General features: G+C 49.6%; 22 protein-coding genes. 9 read left to right on the top strand and 13 right to left on the bottom strand.

The annotated features are described in order from the left end of the window. Positions 1–68 precede the first annotated feature (68 nt). The 5 genes from VJ374_RS08140 to VJ374_RS08120 form a co-directional block, all read right to left on the bottom strand. On the bottom strand, positions 69–1,772 hold the full coding sequence (locus VJ374_RS08140) for a DUF2339 domain-containing protein (RefSeq protein ID WP_329468259.1): 1,704 nt from the start codon (positions 1,770–1,772) through the stop codon (positions 69–71). Between the two features lie 139 nt (positions 1,773–1,911). Then, complete coding sequence (locus VJ374_RS08135) at positions 1,912–2,988, bottom strand: C39 family peptidase (RefSeq protein ID WP_329468257.1); 1,077 nt, start codon at positions 2,986–2,988, stop codon at positions 1,912–1,914. Positions 2,989–3,171: 183 nt separating this feature from the next. Then, complete coding sequence (locus VJ374_RS08130; RefSeq protein ID WP_056061392.1) at positions 3,172–4,221, bottom strand: oxidoreductase; 1,050 nt, start codon at positions 4,219–4,221, stop codon at positions 3,172–3,174. A 73-nt stretch (positions 4,222–4,294) separates the two neighbouring features. Then, the gene (locus VJ374_RS08125) at positions 4,295–4,780 is read right to left on the bottom strand and encodes a GNAT family N-acetyltransferase (RefSeq protein WP_329468254.1); all 486 of its coding nucleotides are present in this window, start codon (positions 4,778–4,780) and stop codon (positions 4,295–4,297) included. 224 nt (positions 4,781–5,004) lie between these two features. Next, a complete protein-coding gene (locus VJ374_RS08120; RefSeq protein ID WP_035408008.1) occupies positions 5,005–5,877 on the bottom strand; it encodes an SDR family NAD(P)-dependent oxidoreductase in 873 nt (290 codons plus the stop codon). A 160-nt stretch (positions 5,878–6,037) separates the two neighbouring features. Here VJ374_RS08120 and VJ374_RS08115 point away from each other — a divergent pair, with 160 nt between their 5' ends. Together VJ374_RS08115 and VJ374_RS08110 are read left to right on the top strand one after the other, a co-directional pair. Then, the gene (locus VJ374_RS08115) at positions 6,038–7,501 is read left to right on the top strand and encodes a potassium/proton antiporter (RefSeq protein WP_308101539.1); all 1,464 of its coding nucleotides are present in this window, start codon (positions 6,038–6,040) and stop codon (positions 7,499–7,501) included. An 82-nt stretch (positions 7,502–7,583) separates the two neighbouring features. After that, positions 7,584–7,994, top strand: coding sequence for a hypothetical protein (locus VJ374_RS08110; protein ID WP_329468248.1), 411 nt, complete (start codon positions 7,584–7,586; stop codon positions 7,992–7,994). Between the two features lie 47 nt (positions 7,995–8,041). On the opposite strand, the gene VJ374_RS08105 is transcribed toward VJ374_RS08110, so the two are convergent. Then, positions 8,042–9,226: a hypothetical protein gene (locus VJ374_RS08105; RefSeq protein WP_035408013.1), complete on the bottom strand. Its 1,185-nt coding sequence runs from the start codon at positions 9,224–9,226 to the stop codon at positions 8,042–8,044. A gap of 21 nt (positions 9,227–9,247) precedes the next feature. Further along, positions 9,248–9,844, bottom strand: a complete 597-nt coding sequence (locus VJ374_RS08100) for a hypothetical protein (protein WP_056061377.1) — start codon at positions 9,842–9,844, stop codon at positions 9,248–9,250. 149 nt (positions 9,845–9,993) lie between these two features. Between VJ374_RS08100 and VJ374_RS08095 the strand changes: the two genes are divergently transcribed. Further along, positions 9,994–10,140, top strand: coding sequence for a hypothetical protein (locus tag VJ374_RS08095; RefSeq protein ID WP_155960151.1), 147 nt, complete (start codon positions 9,994–9,996; stop codon positions 10,138–10,140). Between the two features lie 35 nt (positions 10,141–10,175). On the opposite strand, the gene VJ374_RS08090 is transcribed toward VJ374_RS08095, so the two are convergent. From VJ374_RS08090 to VJ374_RS08075, 4 genes are read right to left on the bottom strand one after another with little or no spacing between them, the layout of a single operon-like run. Further along, positions 10,176–10,967, bottom strand: a complete 792-nt coding sequence (locus VJ374_RS08090) for a PP2C family serine/threonine-protein phosphatase (RefSeq protein ID WP_329468239.1) — start codon at positions 10,965–10,967, stop codon at positions 10,176–10,178. A gap of 18 nt (positions 10,968–10,985) precedes the next feature. After that, a complete protein-coding gene (locus VJ374_RS08085) occupies positions 10,986–11,906 on the bottom strand; it encodes an alpha/beta hydrolase (RefSeq protein ID WP_329468237.1) in 921 nt (306 codons plus the stop codon). Positions 11,907–11,940: 34 nt separating this feature from the next. Then, a complete protein-coding gene (locus VJ374_RS08080; RefSeq protein WP_329468235.1) occupies positions 11,941–13,389 on the bottom strand; it encodes a PH domain-containing protein in 1,449 nt (482 codons plus the stop codon). After that, on the bottom strand, positions 13,386–13,877 hold the full coding sequence (locus VJ374_RS08075; RefSeq protein ID WP_056061365.1) for a PH domain-containing protein: 492 nt from the start codon (positions 13,875–13,877) through the stop codon (positions 13,386–13,388). The genes VJ374_RS08080 and VJ374_RS08075 overlap by 4 nt, the downstream gene beginning before the upstream one ends. 126 nt (positions 13,878–14,003) lie before the next feature. Between VJ374_RS08075 and VJ374_RS08070 the strand changes: the two genes are divergently transcribed. Continuing rightward, on the top strand, positions 14,004–14,459 hold the full coding sequence (locus VJ374_RS08070) for a hypothetical protein (protein ID WP_023468294.1): 456 nt from the start codon (positions 14,004–14,006) through the stop codon (positions 14,457–14,459). A gap of 17 nt (positions 14,460–14,476) precedes the next feature. On the opposite strand, the gene VJ374_RS08065 is transcribed toward VJ374_RS08070, so the two are convergent. Then, on the bottom strand, positions 14,477–14,908 hold the full coding sequence (locus VJ374_RS08065) for a MarR family winged helix-turn-helix transcriptional regulator (RefSeq protein WP_023468293.1): 432 nt from the start codon (positions 14,906–14,908) through the stop codon (positions 14,477–14,479). Positions 14,909–15,016: 108 nt separating this feature from the next. Between VJ374_RS08065 and VJ374_RS08060 the strand changes: the two genes are divergently transcribed. Next, entirely contained in the window at positions 15,017–15,439 is a 423-nt protein-coding gene (locus VJ374_RS08060) for an organic hydroperoxide resistance protein (RefSeq protein WP_023468292.1), read from the top strand. 346 nt (positions 15,440–15,785) lie between these two features. Here VJ374_RS08060 and VJ374_RS08055 read toward each other — a convergent pair whose 3' ends face one another. Next, positions 15,786–16,922, bottom strand: coding sequence for a Six-bladed beta-propeller, TolB-like protein (locus tag VJ374_RS08055; RefSeq protein ID WP_329470996.1), 1,137 nt, complete (start codon positions 16,920–16,922; stop codon positions 15,786–15,788). Between the two features lie 140 nt (positions 16,923–17,062). Here VJ374_RS08055 and VJ374_RS08050 point away from each other — a divergent pair, with 140 nt between their 5' ends. From VJ374_RS08050 to VJ374_RS08035, 4 genes are all read left to right on the top strand, one after another. After that, a complete protein-coding gene (locus VJ374_RS08050; RefSeq protein WP_235514003.1) occupies positions 17,063–18,139 on the top strand; it encodes a GTP pyrophosphokinase in 1,077 nt (358 codons plus the stop codon). Positions 18,140–18,210: 71 nt separating this feature from the next. Then, entirely contained in the window at positions 18,211–18,654 is a 444-nt protein-coding gene (locus VJ374_RS08045) for a MarR family winged helix-turn-helix transcriptional regulator (protein WP_035408025.1), read from the top strand. Between the two features lie 72 nt (positions 18,655–18,726). Further along, a complete protein-coding gene (locus VJ374_RS08040) occupies positions 18,727–19,212 on the top strand; it encodes a tetratricopeptide repeat protein (RefSeq protein WP_056061357.1) in 486 nt (161 codons plus the stop codon). A gap of 83 nt (positions 19,213–19,295) precedes the next feature. After that, complete coding sequence (locus VJ374_RS08035; protein WP_035408028.1) at positions 19,296–19,541, top strand: hypothetical protein; 246 nt, start codon at positions 19,296–19,298, stop codon at positions 19,539–19,541. Positions 19,542–19,577: the final 36 nt, after the last annotated feature.

Here is a 19,577-nt window from a genome sequence, read left to right as displayed (position 1 = left end):
ATCAATAAAAATTTTTGCGTAATAAAAAAAGCTTGAATTAGTCATTTTTGACCAATCCAAGCGCTTTGTCAGGTATTTTTTTTTCGTTTTTTGAAATAGGTCCGTGAAATAATGAACGTGACAATCCCAAAGCCAATGAAGACGAACGCTTTTTGGAACAAGGTGAGGAATGACAAGTCAAACAATAAAAGCTTGACGGCACTGATCGTCAGGAGCAACAACCCGGATAACCGCCATGTCGACGACGTCCGCATCCGACCGATCGCGACGAGCACGAGGGCAAGGACGATATAAGCCGCGGATAACGTCGTACTACGCGCTGTCTCTTCAAGACCGCGATAGAACGGTAACTCCATGATGATCAACGTATAGGTCGTAAAAACACCGATCGCCGCTAGGACAAGTACGAGTTGCCACGACCCTTTCCACCTCGGATCACGATGTGTCTGAACGAGGAGTAAGACGAACGCCGTCGAAGCTAGGACCATCGCTAGAACGGTCAAGGCGTAGGATAAACCTAGGTTTTGATAGGTTTCATAGTCAACGACAGCCGAGAAGATGAAGACGACATACAATCCGACGTTAAATAACCGTTGGTGTGGCATTCGCGCTCGTGGAACGAACCAGAATGCAGCGATTAATCCAGCAATCAAAAAGTAGCGCAGTTGATACGTCCAGCTGAGGGCATCTGCCGGAATCAAGAGGACGGCGACGAGTAAGGCGACGTGACCGACACCGTTTTGAGCGAGATCCTTCAATCGTTCAGCGAGCAGATAGGCAGTGCCAGCGAACAGAATCGCGATCAGCGTACCGAACGACCAGTCAAGGATCAGTAACGTCAGTAAGACGACACCCCCAGCGAGCCAACTTGGGACGTTCTTCTCAAACTGAATCCGTTTTCCGACGAAGGAAGTCGCACCGTAGCCGAAGAATGTCGCAAGTAAGAGAGACCATTCATCAAGTCGTGGTACCTGTTCATCAAGCCAGTAGAGCTCTAACGAGAGTAGACCGAACGCGAGTGCGATCGTAAAGATCACCCAAGCGAAGACAAACGCTTTTTTTGCCTTCAGTCGGTCAACCGCAAAGAAGATCGCTGCGAAGAGGATGACTTCGTACAATAAGAAAAGCGGTAAGTTTGGATTATCTGATAATTGCAGATACGGTAATAAGAAGCCGGTGATGGATACGAGGACGAGCAAGGCTTGCGATCGCATCCAGAGCATCAAACCGTACGCGATGAAGACGACGACGAGCTCAAGTAAGAAGGCTAAAGATGGTGGATAGAATTGATATAAGGCCATCCCGGCGAACAGTGCCGCCAAGGCGACGATCGTACCGGTCGCGACGAGTCCGACCCCGAGCTCACGTCGTTTCTTCTCATACTGGTATTCTCCAAGGGCGATGACGAGTAAACCGATCAATACCCCACTTCCGATGCGGACAGGCGGACTGATCAGACCGGCAACCGAGGCGTAGGAAAAGAGGAACAAAGCCCCAAGTGCGGCGAATATGGCTCCAATCCGGGGTAACCAAACGGTCGCGATGACCTGTTCCCAGTCTTCGCGGGAGCGTTTTTCCTTAAATGTTGGTGGAGGAACAACCGGTTTTCGTTTCGTATAAGCAGGGCGCGGAGCTGGGCGGGCGACCGTACTCACTTCTGGTTCGCTCGGTTCAGGTGCGACAGACGAAGTGTGCTGTCCTTCAAGGGCAGCCACGCGTTGGCGTAACGCTTCGACCTCCTGCTCGAGACGCGTGATCCGTGGATCTTCCATCTCTTCACTTCCTTTCATGGATACATTGTCATTCTTTTACACACCTAGCCGGTGAACTCCTTCATTTTACAGTAGTTTTCGTATCAATATGCCTGAAAATGACAAAAATCCGGTCGCGTCGGGGCGACCGGATGAGGAATTAACGAACAGATAACGCATATTGTCCCGTTTGATTGAAAACGGATGTGAACTGCGAGCGACTGACACTATACTTGCCACGATATGGATCTGAAACGTAGAACGAACCGCTCGAGACACCCGTCACAAGCATGACATGATAATTACGGTACCCTGTGAATGTTTTACCGTCTGGTTTAATCCAAGAGAAATAACCGTATGGATTTTTGAAATCGACCGTTGCCCAGACGATGACCGGGTTTCCGCTACGGATCTCACTCTCAATCTTTGAAACACCTTGTTTTGAGATATCAACGGACCCGCTGCGGTATTTTTTAGCGAGAGGTAGAATTCCTTTCGGATAGATTCCCCAGTTCTTGTAGTAGTCGAGCGTTCCAGCGGGATTACCTGTGAACATCTTTTGTGGATCTGCCCAGTAATACTTCCCGTTTTTATACGTCGCGTTCTTCATGCTTTTCGGCATTTGATTATAGAGTGACGCAGCAGAAACGGCTTTTTTCTTGTATTCGAGTGCCATCTTCAACGAGACGAACTCACAGCCAGATGGATACCCGAGTGAATATTGGTTGTAGTACGGAACGTTTAACTGCTTCGTCGTCGTCGATGGTTTTGACTTCGAAACGTATTGCGTCGAGATATAGCGGTAGCTTCCCTTGTAGAGAATCCGTGTCCAGCTCCCTGACGTGCCGTATGTCGCAACGGCAACCCCTTTATTCAGCTGTCCTACGACTTTATACTTCGTTCCAGCACCTGTCCGGACGTTGAGTGTGCCGACCGTCGTATACTTCGTTCCTGTCGACGTATATTTCGATGAAGACGATTTGACGTAGTTCTTGTGTATGTAGCCTGTGCGGGATTTGTAGCTGATTTTATACCAGCTGCCGGACGTTCCCTTTGAAGTGTAGGCGTTCCCTTTGTAGACGTTACCGAGAATCTTACTCGATGTCGACGGTTTTTCGCGGACACGCAAGACCTCCGTCGTCACGGTCAACTTCGTCGCGGCCTCAGCGATCAACGAAGGGCTGAGTACCCCAACGATGACAGCCGCTACGAGCAATGCGGATAAGAATCGTTTCATGATAGACCCCCTATGTTTAGATTTGGTGAGACATTCCCCTTTTCCCAACTTTTTGAAAAAATAATCAACATTTCTTAAGAAAAATCTGAAAAATCAGGAATACACTTGTTCTTTATATCAAAAAAAACCGACCATGCCTACGGGCACAGTCGAGTTGTCATCATCCTGAAATCAAAATAAAATTTAATTTTGGATCGTCAAGATATAAGGTGACGGTTGCGCAAAAGCCTGTTCGAGCAGATGGGCAACAAACAAGGTATCCTCTTCTTTCACCGGAAGCGGTGCATCTTCGACGATACTACGGTAAAAGGCACGGTACAGCTTGCCGTAATCACCGACGGGACTCGGAATCCGGACGTCTTGTAAGTGACCGTGTTCATCATGATAAATCAAACGACCGTAATCGTCTTCCGAATCCTCACCGAACCCCTCTTCTCCCGGGAAGTAGTTCGCTTTCAGGTCGAGCTCTTGCCGATCGACGTGTTGTTTGATGAACGTACCGTTCGTTCCGTGTAACATCCACCTCGGTGCCGGAGCAAGCGCGACGTGACTCGTCCGAACACTGACTTTCAGCTCCGGATAATAGAGATCAATCGCAAACGCGTCGTCTGGATTATGCGGCAGTCGAACACTGCGCACGTCAAAGGCGACCTTGTCCGGTTTTCCGAACAAAGCGATGATTTGATCGAGCGTATGGACGCCGAGTCCGTAAAGCGCACCGTTTTCGTGACGCGCATCAGCTGACGCCGCTTCTGGGCGGAATAGATCAAATTGCGAGACGACCTCGACGAGACGACCAAGTTTCCCGGACCGGATGATTTGCGCGACGACTTGGAAGTCGCTGTCGTAACGTCGGTTTTGATAGGCGAGAATCTTGACGCCTTGCGCATGTGCTTCCGCAAATAAACGCTTCGTCTCCTCTTCAGTCACGGTAAACGGCTTTTCGACGAGAACATGCTTTTGATGTTGCAAGGCGAGCAACGCGTATTCGAAATGGGTAGCCGGTGGTGTATTGATGACGACGACATCAAGTGCCGGGTCAGCGAGCATCTCAGACACATCCGTCGTAAAACGTGCATCTGGCAGTCGATCCTGATAGGACGCGAACAGCTCCGGTTTTTCCTTCCGATTGTAAATCCAGGTGACGTGATAGTTGTCCTCGATCATCACGTACGGTAAATGGTAACGGGTCGTACTTTTGCCAAAGCCGATGAAGCCAATATTCAATCGCATCCGATCACTCCTTGAACCGTTCTTTTTCTCTTACCATACCAAACGAAACGACCGTTGTCTTGATTGAACCGCTTCAGGCTGTCGCTTCGATGCGTTCATACTCGTAAATCGCGAACCCGTCCCGTGTTCCTTGATGGACGAAGCCGAATGACGTGTAATACGCATTGAGAAACTCGTTTGAAGCGACACAGTCGAGTCGCAGGATTTCCCCTTCGTCCTCTGTCACAGCAATCGCATGTTCCAGCAGTTTCCGACCGACTCCACGTCCTTTTGCGCGGTCGCTGACGACGATTCGATGGATATACAGACCTTCTACATCATCCCACAAGGATTGATCCCATTCGAGCGAAGGAAGCAGGGCAACGGAACCAAGCAGCTCGTTCTGATCCTCAAAGACATACAGGCGACCGGCTTCTAAATCTCGCACGACGAGTTGCTCGATGTCTTGCTCAAGATAAGCAGACCACTGGCTACTGCCACCGGCTTTGAGGGAGAGCGCTTTTTGCTCAAGTAGGGTTGCGATGTTTCGAACGTCTTTTGATGTAGCTTGTCGTATCATGTTATTCCTCCTGTTTCAAAAAAATTCTTCTCTATCCTAACGAATGCGAAGCGAGAAGAAAACCTTTTTGCTTCAAGATTTCATGTTTGCCCATTATTTTGTGATTTTTTTCATATTCCACAATTTTATTTCGATGTAACGTATTCTTTAGGAGTGATCTGACCCCCAGTCGTCACAACGGTAAACGACCGGCTTCCCACGAGCCGGTCGTTTTTTTTTGGCGTTCAGGATAGTTCGACCCAGCGGCGCGACAAATTCCGTGCTTGTGCCCGGTACTCGTCATCTTCGACGATCGGATTGCTTAGTCGAGGAGCGGAATCCGCATAATAGCCGCCGTTGTCAAGTGGATCGTCGGTTGTTGCGAGATAGAGCGCCGTCTTCGCACCGTATTCCGGTGTATAAAGTTTTCCGGTCCAGTATCCGACTTGCGCGACTGGTTTGAGTAACGTCTTCATCACTTTGCCGTACTTGCCGCGATAGAACAGATCCGTATTGACGATCCCTGGGTGGACGCTGACGAACGTGATCCGGTCGCCGTGCTTTTCAGCTAGCTCACGCATATGAATCATTTGCAGGAGCTTCGATTCGCGGTAAGAACGCATCGGGCTGTAATGTTCTTTTTTGACGTGCGCGATCGCCTCAAGTTCGACGTCGGTCCGGATCAAGCCGCCTTCACCGGCGAGAGAGGAAATCGAGATGACGCGCGGATCTTGTCCTTTTTCGAGTAAAGGTAACAATCGCTCGATCAAGTAGAAGTGACTCAAGTAATTGACTTGGAATTGCGATTCAAAACCGTCCTTCGTGACATGATACGGCGGTACCATGACTCCAGCATTTAGGATCAAACGGTCGATTCGACCCACCATGTCGAACAGGCGATCCGCAAAACGACGGACGGAGTCAAGTTGATCCAGTTGCACAATCTCGATTTCCAGTTGTGTATGCGATACACCGTTTTCCCGCAACAGTTGAACGAGTGCCGTCGCTTTTTTCTGAGACCGGACGGTCGCGATGACACGATCTCCCCGCTCCAGTAATTCTTGAATCGTGACCATTCCCATACCAGAATTGGCACCCGTGACGATACAGATGTTCATCCCTCTTCCTCCTTGATGTTCCATTTTGAACGCACTAGTCCTGCTTCTAGTTTTCCTTTTTCTATTCGTTTATACACCTTATTTTGGTGTTATTTTTCGAAATTTTCGAAAAATAACGTATACTAAGAAGAGAGCATGTCATCAAGAAAGAGGTGGTGGGATGGAAGAAGGTACGATTTTGTTCGTCGCAGGCACACTATTACTGATTGCAATCATCACGACGAAGTTCGCTGTCCGGTTAAATGTACCGACGTTGATCCTATTCGTCGTTGTCGGTATCGTCGCAGGGTCCGACGTTTCAGGAATCATCAACTTCGGTGATTTTGAACAAGCGCGTCTCTATGGGACAATGGCGCTCGTCTTGATTCTATTTGACGGCGGCTTGCATACAAAATGGACACATTTCCGAAAGATTCTCCCCGCCGCCCTGTCGCTCGCGACCATCGGAGTCCTCGCAACGACAGGAATCATCGCTTTCGTCGCACATTATCTGCTTGATTTTTCTTGGCCGGTCGCGTTACTGATCGGCGCACTCGTCGGCTCAACCGATGCGGCGGCTGTCTTTTCTCTGTTAAGTGGACGACCGGTCGATGCTAAGGTCAAACATACGCTTGAAGCGGAGTCTGGAACGAATGACCCGATGGCTGTCTTTCTCACGATCTTATTCACATCGTTTGCATTGGCACCGGAATCGTTCTCGATTGGTGCGGGTATTCTTTCCTTCATCTACGAGATGGGACTTGGGACACTAGTTGGTCTTGCGATCGGGTATCTCGTCACGCAACTGCTGAACCGGATCGAGTTGCCATCGTCCGCCCTTTATCCGACGCTTCTGTTCAGTGGGGCGCTCTTCTCGTATGGTCTCGCGACGATTTTGCACGCCAGTGGGTTTCTCGCCGTCTATCTGACCGGAATCTGGATCAACAATCATGATATGATCTACCGCGAGACGCTCAAACGATTTAGTGGTAGCTTGTCGCATCTAGCAGAGATCGGCATGTTCATCATGCTCGGACTGCTCGTCTTTCCAAAACAATTACTCGATCCTCGGACCTTGTTCGTCTCGGCCGTCATCGTCCTGACGTTAATCCTGCTCGCTCGTCCACTTGCCGTCGTCTTGTCGTTGCTTCCGTTTCGGTACACGGTCAAAGAACAGAGTGTCATCACGGCAGCCGGATTACGGGGCGCCGTTCCGATCATTCTCGCGACCTATCCGCTTTCGAGTGGTCTTTCTGAAGCGCCGCTTCTTTTCAATATCGTCTTCTTCACCGTCATGACGTCTGCTCTTTTGCAAGGAACGGCCTTGCCGTGGATCGTCCGGCGAATGGGGCTAGAGACACAGCCCGACACGACGGTCGAACCGTTCCTGAAATTCATGACCGTCACCCATCCGCAAGCGGAGATCATCGAGGTCAGGGTCTCGACAAACAGTGTGATTGCCGGAAGAACGTTACAGGATATCGAGATGCCCCAGGATGTGCTCGTCGTTGCGATCATTCGTGAAGATGAAATCCTGACGCCGCGTGGTCAGACACGTGTCCTCGTAGACGATCAACTGTTGATTTTAACACCTAAACAAGCGGATCAGGACGTGCGACGGTTGATTGCGTCGCTCGGATTATAGATCATTTGACACATCCTCCAGTAGGGTGTGTTTTTTGATGTAGATTGATATACTCAAAAAGGAAAATAAAGGAGGAACCTTGATGTTGAAACGATTACTTGCCGTCATCTTGACCACCACGCTCGTTTGCACCGTCTTAGCATACATATCCTATACACCGCTCCGAGATCGGACATCGGATACGATGTATGAATCATTCGGTTCAACATTTTTGTTTTACGTCTTAGCGACCTTGCCGATCATCCTGATGTCCGGCTTCTTACTCGACTTCCTTATCGGCATGATCATCAACCGGTCATCGACGACATTAGCGTATGTGCCGACAGTCCTCGGTTACGGAGTGTACGGTATCGTGATCGCGAGTCTCCTGATTCTCTTGACGACGAAGGACGCATTTGACCTGCCGCTTTCTTTTACGATCGCTGCTCTGACAGCAATGATCTATTACAGTCTGTCCGTCGTCTTTAATCGATTGTCACAGCACGCGCACTAAAAAAACGAACAGACACGTCTGCTTACTCGCGGACGTGCCTGTTCGTGTTATTCTGCTTCCGTTCGTTCAATCGTGATGACACCCGGTGGACGATGCGGGAAGGTCAACGTCAGACCGGCAAAGCGACAAATATCATCTTCGTTCGGTGCCCGGTGCACCCACTCGATCGTCTCTTGCCTTGCTAGCGCGTGGCGGATCCGGTTATCAGCTTGTGTACGCGAGATGCCGCGGCAATCAACGTTCGTGATATACGTTGCTTCGTCCGACTCGATCTGTTGCCAAATCCCGAGGATCAGTTGACCAATCGGACTGACGGATTGACCATCCGGTTCTTCACTGCTGACGGCAGCATCGAGCATTTCGATGACAGCGTCACAAGTCTCACCGGAAGCAAGCAATCGCGTCGATCCTTGTTGTAGAATCCGGTAACGCGTCACGCCGTTCTCGAGCCACAAGCGCTGTGCGAATGGATTGACCGGAACACCGTGGAAAAATGTCTGCGTCCCGCGCCAAGCAAAACCAAATGATGGGTCGTACGCCCGAATCGTCGCCATGGCACGATCATGGAACTTAGCGATCGTCTGTCGTTCCGTTTCCAGTAAGTTTCGGATCGCCTCTTCATCCTCTAACGGTACCGACTTTGGTGTCACAGTAAATAATTCCGATTCCGGTAAGCGGTGTGGGGACAAAATCGTTCCGTCGAAACGATAATCGTTCGCCGGACGTCCAGTACGCCCGACGGATAAGCGCCACGTCCGTTCTTCCGGCATGAAGGCATAACTTTGATGGGCAAAAGGTGGTGCGACGAACAGTCCCGGAAACGGATCGAATGTGTCGACTCGCAGGACGTCACCGTCATACCAGCACTCTTCGATCAGACGGACGAGCCGTCCGACGGGTGCATTACGGTCCGTCAGGTAACGACCGGTATTCGCATGAAATCCGAGTAAGAACTCGCGCTCTTCTTCTTGGAACGTCACCATCAAGAGTTGGAACAACGAGGCAATCTGCTGCTCGACGAGTTGCGGATCCTCCCCCGTCTCTGCCTCAAACGCGACCATCTTCCAGCCGGACCGTTCATAGAGATGAATCGTCACCGGGAAGAACAGGAAGGCACCATGTGTCGCTTCGAGTTTGACCATGTCTTGCATCGCTAGGCGTTCCGTCAGTAAGGAAAAGCCCATTCGTTCGAAATGATCTTGCAACCGTCGTTTCCAATGTGTGAACTCCACGCAACCATCCCCTCTCGCGAATTATGCGCCGCGTTTTCGTAACGGATTCTTTGACCAGTAGATGTAGAGACCAACGAGTCCCGCGATGCCGATGAGATAAGACGGCATTCCGCTGACTTGAATCAAGACGTCCGGTGCCGGGAAGACCGTCACGAGCAGTGCCTTATAGGTTGAGAATAAAATGAAACTGATGACGAATTGAATCCAGACCCGCGACTTGACTTGTTTGATCTTAGGTGCCGTGATGACTTGTGACATCGCATCGATCAAGAAAAGAGCGATGATTGAGAAGAATAAGTAATCGATCAGGGCGAATTGGAACAATCCGTCGATCCCTTCGATGAAGATGAACATCAGAATTGAGGAGACATAGTTTCGTGTCCAGCGTTTTTGCGTCTCCATCCGATGTCGTTGTGGTAACTCAGCGATCATCTGATCGAGGCGTGCTTCGACGGATAGACCGTGAATCTCTTCGAATGGACGCTGCTTCCGCTGGGCTTCGTAGATATCTGCCCGCAGACGGTCTTCAATTTCCGTCCGGTCCGGTTCTGCAACGTTCAGATTCAATCGTGGTAAAACGGTTTCTAATAAACGTGTGTTGGCTTTCGTTAATTTCAATCGATTTCCCCCTTTTTCATGTTTAAGTATACTGGGTTTTTGGGAAAAATACGTAGTGGAAGTAAAAGATTGCTTGACGAAACGATGAAGAATGTTCAGAATTATTAAAAATATAGCGTCGGAATTAGATAGAAAGGACGTGTCGGATCATGCGCCAAACATTGACGAGCGCCGCTTTGATCACCTTGTTGACCAGTGCGGGCATCGCCTTCCCATTGATTGAAGCCAAAACACCGGTCGACCAAGAACCGGTCGAACTTGATCAGCAGCAGGAACAACCAACTGAAATAGAATGACAACACCCCGCGCTCCAAGAGGAACGCGGGGTGTGTTATGTATCGCTTGGTCGCGTGGCGTGTTCCTCAATCGTGACCCTCCACGTGACGACGGTCGTGCTGTCGCGTACGCCCAACGCTTCAATCGTCGCAAAGAGTTCTTCGACACCCCCTGACTGTAAGGCTTTATCGATTTGCATTGCTTCGACATACGGTGTACCTGGGCATTCGAGCAGACCATCCGTCGTCACGAACAATTGGTTCTCACCTTGACGCAATTCGCGGATCCCACGCGCGTAACTTGGTACCGGTAAGGCAAACGTATTTGCACGACCGATCCATTCATAGAATTGACGCTGGTTTAAAGCAGCTTGTCCCATGTTCATCAACTCTGGATGAAACAGGTACAAGACGACGTCACCGACCGAGAACCACCAGATGAACCGTCCTTTGCGGACCGCAATCAGACACGCCGTCTCCCCTTGCAACGTCGCACACGCCGCTAAAAAGTCCGGATCTTGAAATAGATCCAACATGGTCGTCTCGATCCGTCGGAATGCTTCAGTGAGTGGGGCATCTAGATCATCTCGAATACGCGACTCGTGTTGTGCCAACTGCTCTAAGACAAGTGCTGCACTATCCGCTGTCTTATGAGCGTCTAAGACGACGGTCATCTCCCAATCGTCGCCGATCAAGATGGCAGCCCCGTCTTCGTTTTTATATTGACCGCTTCTTGAGCAGCCTCCGAATCGACCGAGCGTCACCCGACCAATCTGGTCAATCTGCTTCGTGTCAACGAATGGTTCGTCGGATCCGACCCAGTAGTAGGATGATTGTGTCGTCTGCATGCATCAGTCTTCCCTTCTTTACATCTCCCGCAAGTACGGTTGCAGGAATAAGCGTAATCGTTTTTCGTAGTTGTCCGGGTCCATCGTATACGTCTCGTCATGACCAGCATCGCGAACCGGATACAATTGTTTTAATCCCGTTTTTGCTTGATACAGTTCGTACATCATCCTTACCGGGACGAGATCGTCCTTCAGTCCGTGGATGAACATCGTCGGAACCCGACTCTTCGTTGCTTGGCGCGTCACCGAGACGTCGCCATAAAAGAAATCCTGCTCACCTTTGTTCCACATGCTCGCGACCGTCAGAGACGGCAGTGCCGGGTAAAGGATTTGTTCATCCGCGAGTAGACTGAACCAGTCGTCGAGTCGGGCGTAAGCTCCTTCAGCAACGATCGCCCGGACTTGTGTAGGTACGGTCTCGCCAGAAGCGAGTAAGACGGTCGATGCGCCGACACCGAGTCCATGATAGACGATCCGTGTATCGTCTCCGTTTTCAGCAAGCAGGCGTTTCGTCCATTCCAAGACATCCAGTCGATCGAGCCAACCGTAGTTCCGGACGCCACCGCTTCGATCCTGCCCACGCCGTTCGATGAGTAGGACATTGAAATCCGCCTCATGGTAATAGCGGGCAAGCGCATAAACACTGGTCTGTGAAAACATCATCTCATCCGGGACGAGGAGGACTGTCTGTTTGCTACCGTCAACCGGTAGATAACGACCGAAGCGGACGAGCCCGTCCTTCGACCATTGCTGTGTCTCGCTCGTTTGTTTGAACCATGTCTCGTCTTTCGTCACCTGTCCGTCCGTTCTCGTCGTCTTCAGAATCGGAGAAGCGTCCGACTGACCGATCAATGTTTCTTGCATCCGGTATCCATCATAGACGATGAACAGTAGCAGACACGTGACGAGCAACACGATGCCGATTCCCCATTTGCGCATGTGCTTCGCTTCCTTTCCGACAGTGAGTCTTTCCTTATTCGTCGTCGGTTTTCACTTCCCCTGCTAACGGGGTCGAAAGGAACGATTGTTTATACCAGCGCTGTAAGGTATCGATATCCGTTCGTTCAAAATAAAGCGCGTTAAAAGCAGTATTGCCCCGTAGTTGAATCTCAATCCGGGCAATCTCCTTTGCTTCGAGCCAGCGAGAAACGGACCAGGTCAATTCCTCGATTTTCAGTCGTGGCGTATAGACGGTCTCTTTTTGGACCCATTGTTTGCGTAACATCAAGAGATCGTGACCGGTTCCGAAACGGGTCTTTCGGTAACCGCTGCGCACAGCGAAGTAATAGAACGGTAACCAGATGAACAGAAGCAAGATCAAGAAGCGCCATGATGAATCAAGGACGATGATGAAGACACTGCTTAGTGCAGTAAACAACAGCGCATAACCGAGTAACGGCCAACGAACCCGGTAGCGAAAACCAATCGGTGCGACTTCATGCTGCGGGCTGAACTGTCGAAAGCGCGGCAGATATGTCGCCAGAAACGGATCAATCTCGTTTGTCCGGATGAACGGATGGAGCAACAGTCGCTCCTTCTCTCCGGTCGCCGAGATGATGTGCAAGGACAGGCTCGCTCGACCAATCAAACGCTGAATCCAGCTTTCCTGAATGACGAGGGCTTGAATCTTATCAGCATGAAACGCGACCTCGGTCCGGTTCAACATCCCGTACCCGATCAACAATCGGTTGTGTTGCAAGACGGCACGGTACGAACCGTATTTCAAGATATAGACGATGATCGAGCCGATGTAGATGACGAGTAAGACGAGTACGCCAAGTCCCGTCAAAACGAACAACGATAAATGAGCGAGTTCTGAGAACAGTCGATCGACATAACGTTCAATGAACTGATCGATGAATTGATAGGCGGTCCCGATCCCGACGAGCGCTAGTCCGACGCGTCCTGACAAGGCACCGGCTAATGCCAAATCGCGGACAGGGATCGTATAGGCGACTTCCGCCTGTTGTTCTTCGACGACGAGCTGTCCCTCGTTTTTGATCGACGACTTCAGTTCTTTCGCAAAATCAAGACGGATCCCCTTCAGTTCGACTTCCGGTGTTCCGCTCTCAGACGATGTCTCGACGGTCAACGTCGCAAGACGCAACAGTCGTTCGATGACGTTTTGCTGAATGCCGATCGACTCGATCCGTTTACGTTGCGTCGTCCGTTCACTTTTTTGGAGAATTCCTTTGCGGACCCGAATCGTCTCGGCATCAATCGTGAACGTATAGAAATACCAGGAGGCGATCCCGTATAAGAGGACGAACACAATCCCGACACTGATCCCGATCCACGTATAGGTGTTGATCTCGCCTTTTCGGATCGCATTTAAAATCAAGGCGGCGAACGGAATCAGGAGCGAGCGGATGATCGAGATACTCGACATCACGATGAACAGCGGGTGGACGCGCCGGGTCATAACGATTCCTCCTCCCGCTCCTCGAGTTTCGCGAATCGTTCGACTTGTGTGCGTAGCGCGTCTCCTTGCGCACGATCGAGTCGAGTTAACGTGACGAAGCCGGATGCCGTTCGAATATCCAGTGTGATCAAATCATAGCGACGCAGGATCGGTCCCGTTTGGCTATCGATCAATTGCACCTTGACAAGCGGCACGGTGACTTCGCGGCGGAAGAAGATACCGTTGCGGACGACGAGAAATTCCTCATCGATGCGGTAACGCATATACTTCAAGCGAAGAACGGGTATGTAGACGATACGGGGAATGAAATAGATCAGCCAAAGCAGACCGACGATGCCCATCCACCAAGGTGTCAGGTCGAGCCACATGACTTGAGTAATCGTCGTTCCGATCAAGATGACGGCGATTAAGCCATGTAACGGCAACAATCCGAGCCGTTCTGCTCGAATCGATCGTTCTGGCAGCGTATGCCATTGTACAGTAGACATCAAAAAACACTTCCTTTCGTTTCCATTTACGGTTAAAAACGTCGCTTGGTTTCAGACAGCGGTTGACATTTTGTTTGATTTCATCGCATATATAGAAGTGAAGAACTGTAACACCAAGGAGGAACCATGTTAACTTTTGAAGAAAAACTACGAATTATCGAGACCTTCCCACAACTCGTCCGAAAAGATGTCTCGCTGAAGCGCGTCAATTTCCAATTTCCGGACAGTCAGTATGAGAAGAAGAATCTCGTCTATCATTTACATCCGAACGGTAACGGCTTCGTCTATGCCGCTGGTCTACCAGGTTATGAAACGGACGAAAAAGGGTTCGTCAACATCCGTGAATTCTCAGAGCCTGCTTTAATTCTCTTATTAGAAGATGCAATCAAAGCACTCTCAACAGTCCAATCGGTCGAAACACTCGAAGAAACATGGGTCAACGATAACCAGTTCGAATTGACGTTACTCAATGAAGACATCGACACGTGGCTCGTCTACGCCGGTGATCTTTTAGACGGTGCATTCAACTCGTATAAGGAAGCAGCGAATTATCTTGAAGAAGAAGGCTTCCGCCGTAAATAAGACAATGAGCGATCCGGTTAATCCGGGTCGCTCATTTTCATGACGAGACGATTCAGTGCCGCTTTGACGACGCGTAAGTCTTCTTCATCGACGTCGAGTGTTTGGACGAGATCAAGCGGAACGGTCTCTGCTTGTTTCCGTAACGCACGACCGGCATCTGTCAAAAAAATCTGGATGTGTCGTTCGTCTTCCGGCTTACGGACGCGTCGCAACAAATCTGCTGCTTCGAGTTTCTTTAGTAACGGCGTCAACGTACCGGAGTCAAGATGGAGCCGTTCGCCGATGGCTTTAAGCGATTGTCCCTCCTCCTCCCAGACGACGAGCATGACGAGATATTGTGGATACGTCAGACCGAGGGGTTCAAGTAACGGACGATAACGACGCGTGATCTCACGCGAAATCGCATAAAACGGAAAACAGAGTTGTTCATCTAAAGCTAACGGGTTCATAAAAAATTCCTCCTATCTTGAGCAAACGAGTTGCATTTCGATTTAAATTGTATACAATCTAATTGTAAGCTACTTATTTGAATCTAACAACGAAAGGGAGTTACACACATGAAACCAATGTTCACATCATCTGCAACAGCTGTCGGAGGTCGCGACGGACGCGTCGTATCGGAGGACGGAATCCTTGACGTCGCCCTCGCAATGCCAGTACCAGGATCGAAAAAACAAGCAACGAACCCAGAACAACTCTTTGCTGCAGGATACTCTGCTTGCTTCGACTCTGCTTTAAACATGGTCGCTCGCAAACAAGGGATCAAACATGATGGCAGTGAAGTTACAGCACACGTGACGTTAAACGAAGCAGCTGACGGATTCATGCTTTCCGTCGAACTTGATGTTCTCGTCCGCGGGATCTCAGAAGAAGCGGCCGCTGAACTCGCGAAAGTCGCACATACCGTCTGCCCTTACTCGCGTGCAACTGCTGGAAACATCCAAGTTGACGTCTACACGCGTACGACTGACGCAGAATAAGTGTAGCATCTCTAGCCAGCCTGAGGTTTACTCTCGGCTGGCTTTTTTGTTTTTTATATTAATTATGGTATCTGAAATAATTGTATGTTCATACAGACGGGACTGATTCAAAAGTCAGTTTTTACAAAGATAAGGTTGGCAGATCATCATTCTGCCAACCTTATCTCGTAACAAAAAGAATGACGCGTCACACGCTACTCCTACAGAAAAAGCGCATCTTTGCGCTGTCAGAGACAAACAAGACCCGCTTTCCTGCTTGAATAAGGCAGGAAAACTGGCTTGTGTCTCGCCTGAGGAAAGGGCGTGAAAAGACGCGTCATTCTTTTTTTGAGTCAGCCCCACCTTTTTATAGTTGATGGACTGATAAGATGACAAGTTCCCCGGACACAGTGACATAATAGGCATCTTCGAAGCGATAGCGTTCATTATGTTCTGCGTCATAGACGGTGACCATTGGTTCCGCGTTGTCTCCAACCGCTTCGTGTAGATAGAAACGTCCGCGTAAGACACGTTCGAACGGTTCTTTATCAAGGAATCGGGCACCGTTGCGTAAGTTGATTACTTCATGATGGTGCTCGGAACGGTCATTAACGATGAAGATCGTCGACTCAACGTCATCGTACGTGAAGTCAAGCGGTTCATAGTCACTCCACTGGATCCGGGCGACCTCTTCGACACTCGCTTCCGTATCAATCCGGTAAAAGATTTCTTCGTTCAGACGATCGGTATAGGCACTGAAGATGAGATGTCCTTCTTGTTCCCCGAGATACTGGACGGTATCCCCTTCCCCATCTAATTTCAGTAGTGTCGCAAATGATAAATGTTCGACACCTTGTTCAATCTCCTCAATCAAGGTCGACAGTGGTGCGATTAACAGACTTTCGGAGTGATCAATCGGATCTTCTGGTGAGATGACACCACTTTCAAGGGCGTCATAGAACGAGAACTCATCGAGCCGAGCGTTACAGACGATGTACTCCTTGTCTTCGAGCGTGACGAGAAAGAAATAGAGTTCCCGGTAATTCTCCGTCATCCCGTAGAGCCGTGGATCGCGAATCGTCTGCCGTGATTCGTCCTTGACGTCATATAGAAACGCGGACGTCGTATCGGTCGTTTGTAAGAATACGAGATAGTTCTCATTGAGCACCCAGTAGAGCGTCAAATCCCCTTCCACGTAAAACGATGCAATCTGCTCGCGTTTCCCGGACAAGAGATCGAGGACGAGCACTTCCGTCTCTCCGCCTTGCTCTTGCGTATATTCATTCAGACAATAGACCTTTCCATGACGAACAAACGGACGGGTTGGTCCATGATCCGTCAAAGCCTGCTGCGTCAGATCGACTTGTTCTTGATCTTCAAGATCATACCGGCTGATGTGGTAACGGGCGTCATCGAGGCGACGTCGAAAATAGATCGACGACGGTGTGACATGCAAGACATCCATATGATCGGCGGGTAAAGCACGGGCATCCACTATTTCCATGATTAATCTCCTCCCGGACACGTACTACTTGTCTTTTTCCCACGAATCGTACTGCTTCAAACAGGGTCTTCTTGTGCGTTTAGTAAAGCAGAGTGCTACAATATGGCTAGATGACTACAGAATGAGGAAGGTGCGAAACGGTGCAATCACAAGATTTAAATACGATGATGCTCGAATACGTCAATGATAAGGAAGAATACGATGCCTATGCCGACAAGTTGAAGATGCTTCTGTCCGAATTGCTCGACGCGGCAGGTATCAAATACCACTCAATCGTCGCCCGGACGAAGGACTCCGAGAGCCTGTATCAAAAGGTCTTACGGCAACCGAATAAATACCGTTCGCTCAAGGACGTCCATGACTTGACCGGGATCCGGATCGTCACTTATTTCCATGACGATGTCCGGGAAGCGGCACGGATCATCGAGAATGAGTTCGCAATCGATCGCGATCAATCGGTCGATAAGTCAACGTTGCTCGATACGACAGAATTCGGTTATCTCTCGGTCCACTTCGTCGCGTCACTCAGTGAACAGCGGCTTGCCTTGAGCGAGTATGGACGTTTCAAGGACTATACGGCAGAGATTCAGATCCGGTCGATCCTCCAACACGCTTGGGCCGAGATCGAGCATGATCTCGGATATAAAAATCCGAACAGTGTCCCGGCAGAAGTCCGGCGTAGCTTCAGTCGAGTGGCAGGACTTCTCGAGATCGCCGATCAGGAGTTCGTCAACATCAAGAAGCAATTGAAACAATTCGAAGACGAGACGGTCCAACAAATCTTGTCTGATCCGCATCAAGTCCGGATCACAGCAGATAACTTGAATTACTTCATCGATCACTCCCCCGTCATCAGCGAACTCGACAAACGTCTCGTCACGTCACAGATGATGCTCGATTCCGATCAACAGTTGATCAACGAACTGATCCGAATGTTCCATTACGTCGATATCCGGACATACGGTGAACTGATTGAAGCGGTCTCGACACATAGTCCGCTCGCCTTACGTTGTGCAAAGGTCATGCCGAATCCATTCCTGCCCCGTCAAGGAATCGGGATCGCCTATATCTGCATGGCATTGACGATCGCTGGTGAAGATACGCACCGCATTGACTACTTCTTCCGCCGTTTCTATCCGGAGTTACGCAACGTCGAAGAAATCGTCGCCCAAGTCGCCCGTGTCGTCGAGTCAGATGATTCAAGAGAAAAATATTGATTAAACTAAAATTTTTCACTATACTAAATCACGAGTGAAAGAAACTACGGTATAGAAAGAGTGAAGGATACATGGCAACTACACTAGAAGTAGCACTACGCGATCAGTTGATCGTTGATACGGAAAAAGGATTACGGATGAACTACCGCGCGATCAAAAAGGACGTGCGTAGCATGTTTACGACTTACTTGACACGTAACGAGTTCTTCATCTTAAAATCACTTTGTGCGAACAGTCCTCAAATTGCTTCAGCGCTCTCACAAGAGTTCCAGTTTTCAGCAAGCATGATTACGGCTCTGGCAGACGAATTGACGAAAAAAGAGTTGATCTCACGTGAGCGGAGCGAGCTCGATCGTCGTGTCGTCGAACTGCGGGCAACACCGAAAGGCATCGAGCTTTACGAAAAACTCGAGTCGATGAAGATGGATTACCTTGCAGACGTCTTTGAGGACTTCTCGGATCAGGAACTGGAGTTGTTCCGTTCGCTCTTAACGAAGCTTGAAAAAACAGTCTAAGCTGTTCGATGGAACGGATCCGGTCAAAAGCGATCGGATCCGTTTTTTAGTAATCGATTAGGAGGAAACACGATGTTTGATTTCGAATCAGTGCAACACTTACGAAAGACAGGGCAGTATGAAGCAGCAAAGGAACTCGTCCGTCAGTATGTCGAAACAGCCCCTAACGATCCGACGGTCCTCTATCAGATGGCCTGGTGTCATGATAGTCTTGGTGAGGAACAGGCTGCTGTCCCCTACTATGAACAAGCACTTGCGCTCGGTCTTGCTGGTGAGGACCGCTTGCAAGCTTATATCGGGCTCGGCAGTACATACCGCGTCATCGGTCAGTTCAAAGAAGCATCAAGCGTTTTCCGAAGCGCGTTGCTTGAATTTCCAGACGCCCACGCCTTACAAGCATTCCTCGCGATGACGGAGTACAACCTTGGTCAAGTCAATCAGGCTGTCGGTCGGTTACTCAAGAGTCTTGCTGCGACGTCGTCGGACGCCTCGATTCAGACATTTAACCGGGCACTTCGTTATTATGCCGATCATTTGGACGAGATCGACACGGAATAAAGCAACAGTTGACGATGGATTGGTTCGCACAGCATAATGTAACAGCCAAGCGGACTCGCTTTTGGCAGGAAAGGAAGTTAATGATGTCATCAAAAAAAGTATGGACAGTAGAAGGTTATGAAGAACAAGGGCAAGAAAAACACGGCAAGGCAAGTAAGTCAGAAACATATACGACTGAAGCGGATGCTAAGAAAGCCGCTAAGAAGATGGCGGATCAAAACGATCATCTCGACGTCTACGTGATTTATACGAATACGGTAAACGGTAAAACAGAAGAACGGTTCTTCAATTCGAACGGCAAGTATAGTGAAGAAGGATTCGAATGGTAATCTCCCTTTTCATTTAAAGGTCCACTCAAAAAATAA

The organism is Exiguobacterium sp. 9-2 (assembly GCF_036287235.1).
Taxonomy (GTDB): Bacteria; Bacillota; Bacilli; order Exiguobacteriales; family Exiguobacteriaceae; genus Exiguobacterium_A.
Note: the sequence above shows the minus strand (reverse complement) of the source record. Positions and strands in the feature narration are given on the sequence as shown.

Excerpts from the sequence above, each read along its gene's own strand:
- VJ374_RS08140 (WP_329468259.1), bottom strand. The coding sequence starts at position 1,772 with ATGGAAGATCCACGGATCACGCGTCTCGAGCAGGAGGTCGAAGCGTTA.
- VJ374_RS08135 (WP_329468257.1), bottom strand. The coding sequence starts at position 2,988 with ATGAAACGATTCTTATCCGCATTGCTCGTAGCGGCTGTCATCGTTGGG.
- VJ374_RS08130 (WP_056061392.1), bottom strand. The coding sequence starts at position 4,221 with ATGCGATTGAATATTGGCTTCATCGGCTTTGGCAAAAGTACGACCCGT.
- VJ374_RS08125 (WP_329468254.1), bottom strand. The coding sequence starts at position 4,780 with ATGATACGACAAGCTACATCAAAAGACGTTCGAAACATCGCAACCCTA.
- VJ374_RS08120 (WP_035408008.1), bottom strand. The coding sequence starts at position 5,877 with ATGAACATCTGTATCGTCACGGGTGCCAATTCTGGTATGGGAATGGTC.
- VJ374_RS08115 (WP_308101539.1), top strand. The coding sequence starts at position 6,038 with ATGGAAGAAGGTACGATTTTGTTCGTCGCAGGCACACTATTACTGATT.
- VJ374_RS08110 (WP_329468248.1), top strand. The coding sequence starts at position 7,584 with ATGTTGAAACGATTACTTGCCGTCATCTTGACCACCACGCTCGTTTGC.
- VJ374_RS08095 (WP_155960151.1), top strand. The coding sequence starts at position 9,994 with ATGCGCCAAACATTGACGAGCGCCGCTTTGATCACCTTGTTGACCAGT.
- VJ374_RS08090 (WP_329468239.1), bottom strand. The coding sequence starts at position 10,967 with ATGCAGACGACACAATCATCCTACTACTGGGTCGGATCCGACGAACCA.
- VJ374_RS08085 (WP_329468237.1), bottom strand. The coding sequence starts at position 11,906 with ATGCGCAAATGGGGAATCGGCATCGTGTTGCTCGTCACGTGTCTGCTA.
- VJ374_RS08080 (WP_329468235.1), bottom strand. The coding sequence starts at position 13,389 with ATGACCCGGCGCGTCCACCCGCTGTTCATCGTGATGTCGAGTATCTCG.
- VJ374_RS08075 (WP_056061365.1), bottom strand. The coding sequence starts at position 13,877 with ATGTCTACTGTACAATGGCATACGCTGCCAGAACGATCGATTCGAGCA.
- VJ374_RS08070 (WP_023468294.1), top strand. The coding sequence starts at position 14,004 with ATGTTAACTTTTGAAGAAAAACTACGAATTATCGAGACCTTCCCACAA.
- VJ374_RS08065 (WP_023468293.1), bottom strand. The coding sequence starts at position 14,908 with ATGAACCCGTTAGCTTTAGATGAACAACTCTGTTTTCCGTTTTATGCG.
- VJ374_RS08060 (WP_023468292.1), top strand. The coding sequence starts at position 15,017 with ATGAAACCAATGTTCACATCATCTGCAACAGCTGTCGGAGGTCGCGAC.
- VJ374_RS08055 (WP_329470996.1), bottom strand. The coding sequence starts at position 16,922 with ATGGAAATAGTGGATGCCCGTGCTTTACCCGCCGATCATATGGATGTC.
- VJ374_RS08045 (WP_035408025.1), top strand. The coding sequence starts at position 18,211 with ATGGCAACTACACTAGAAGTAGCACTACGCGATCAGTTGATCGTTGAT.
- VJ374_RS08040 (WP_056061357.1), top strand. The coding sequence starts at position 18,727 with ATGTTTGATTTCGAATCAGTGCAACACTTACGAAAGACAGGGCAGTAT.
- VJ374_RS08035 (WP_035408028.1), top strand. The coding sequence starts at position 19,296 with ATGTCATCAAAAAAAGTATGGACAGTAGAAGGTTATGAAGAACAAGGG.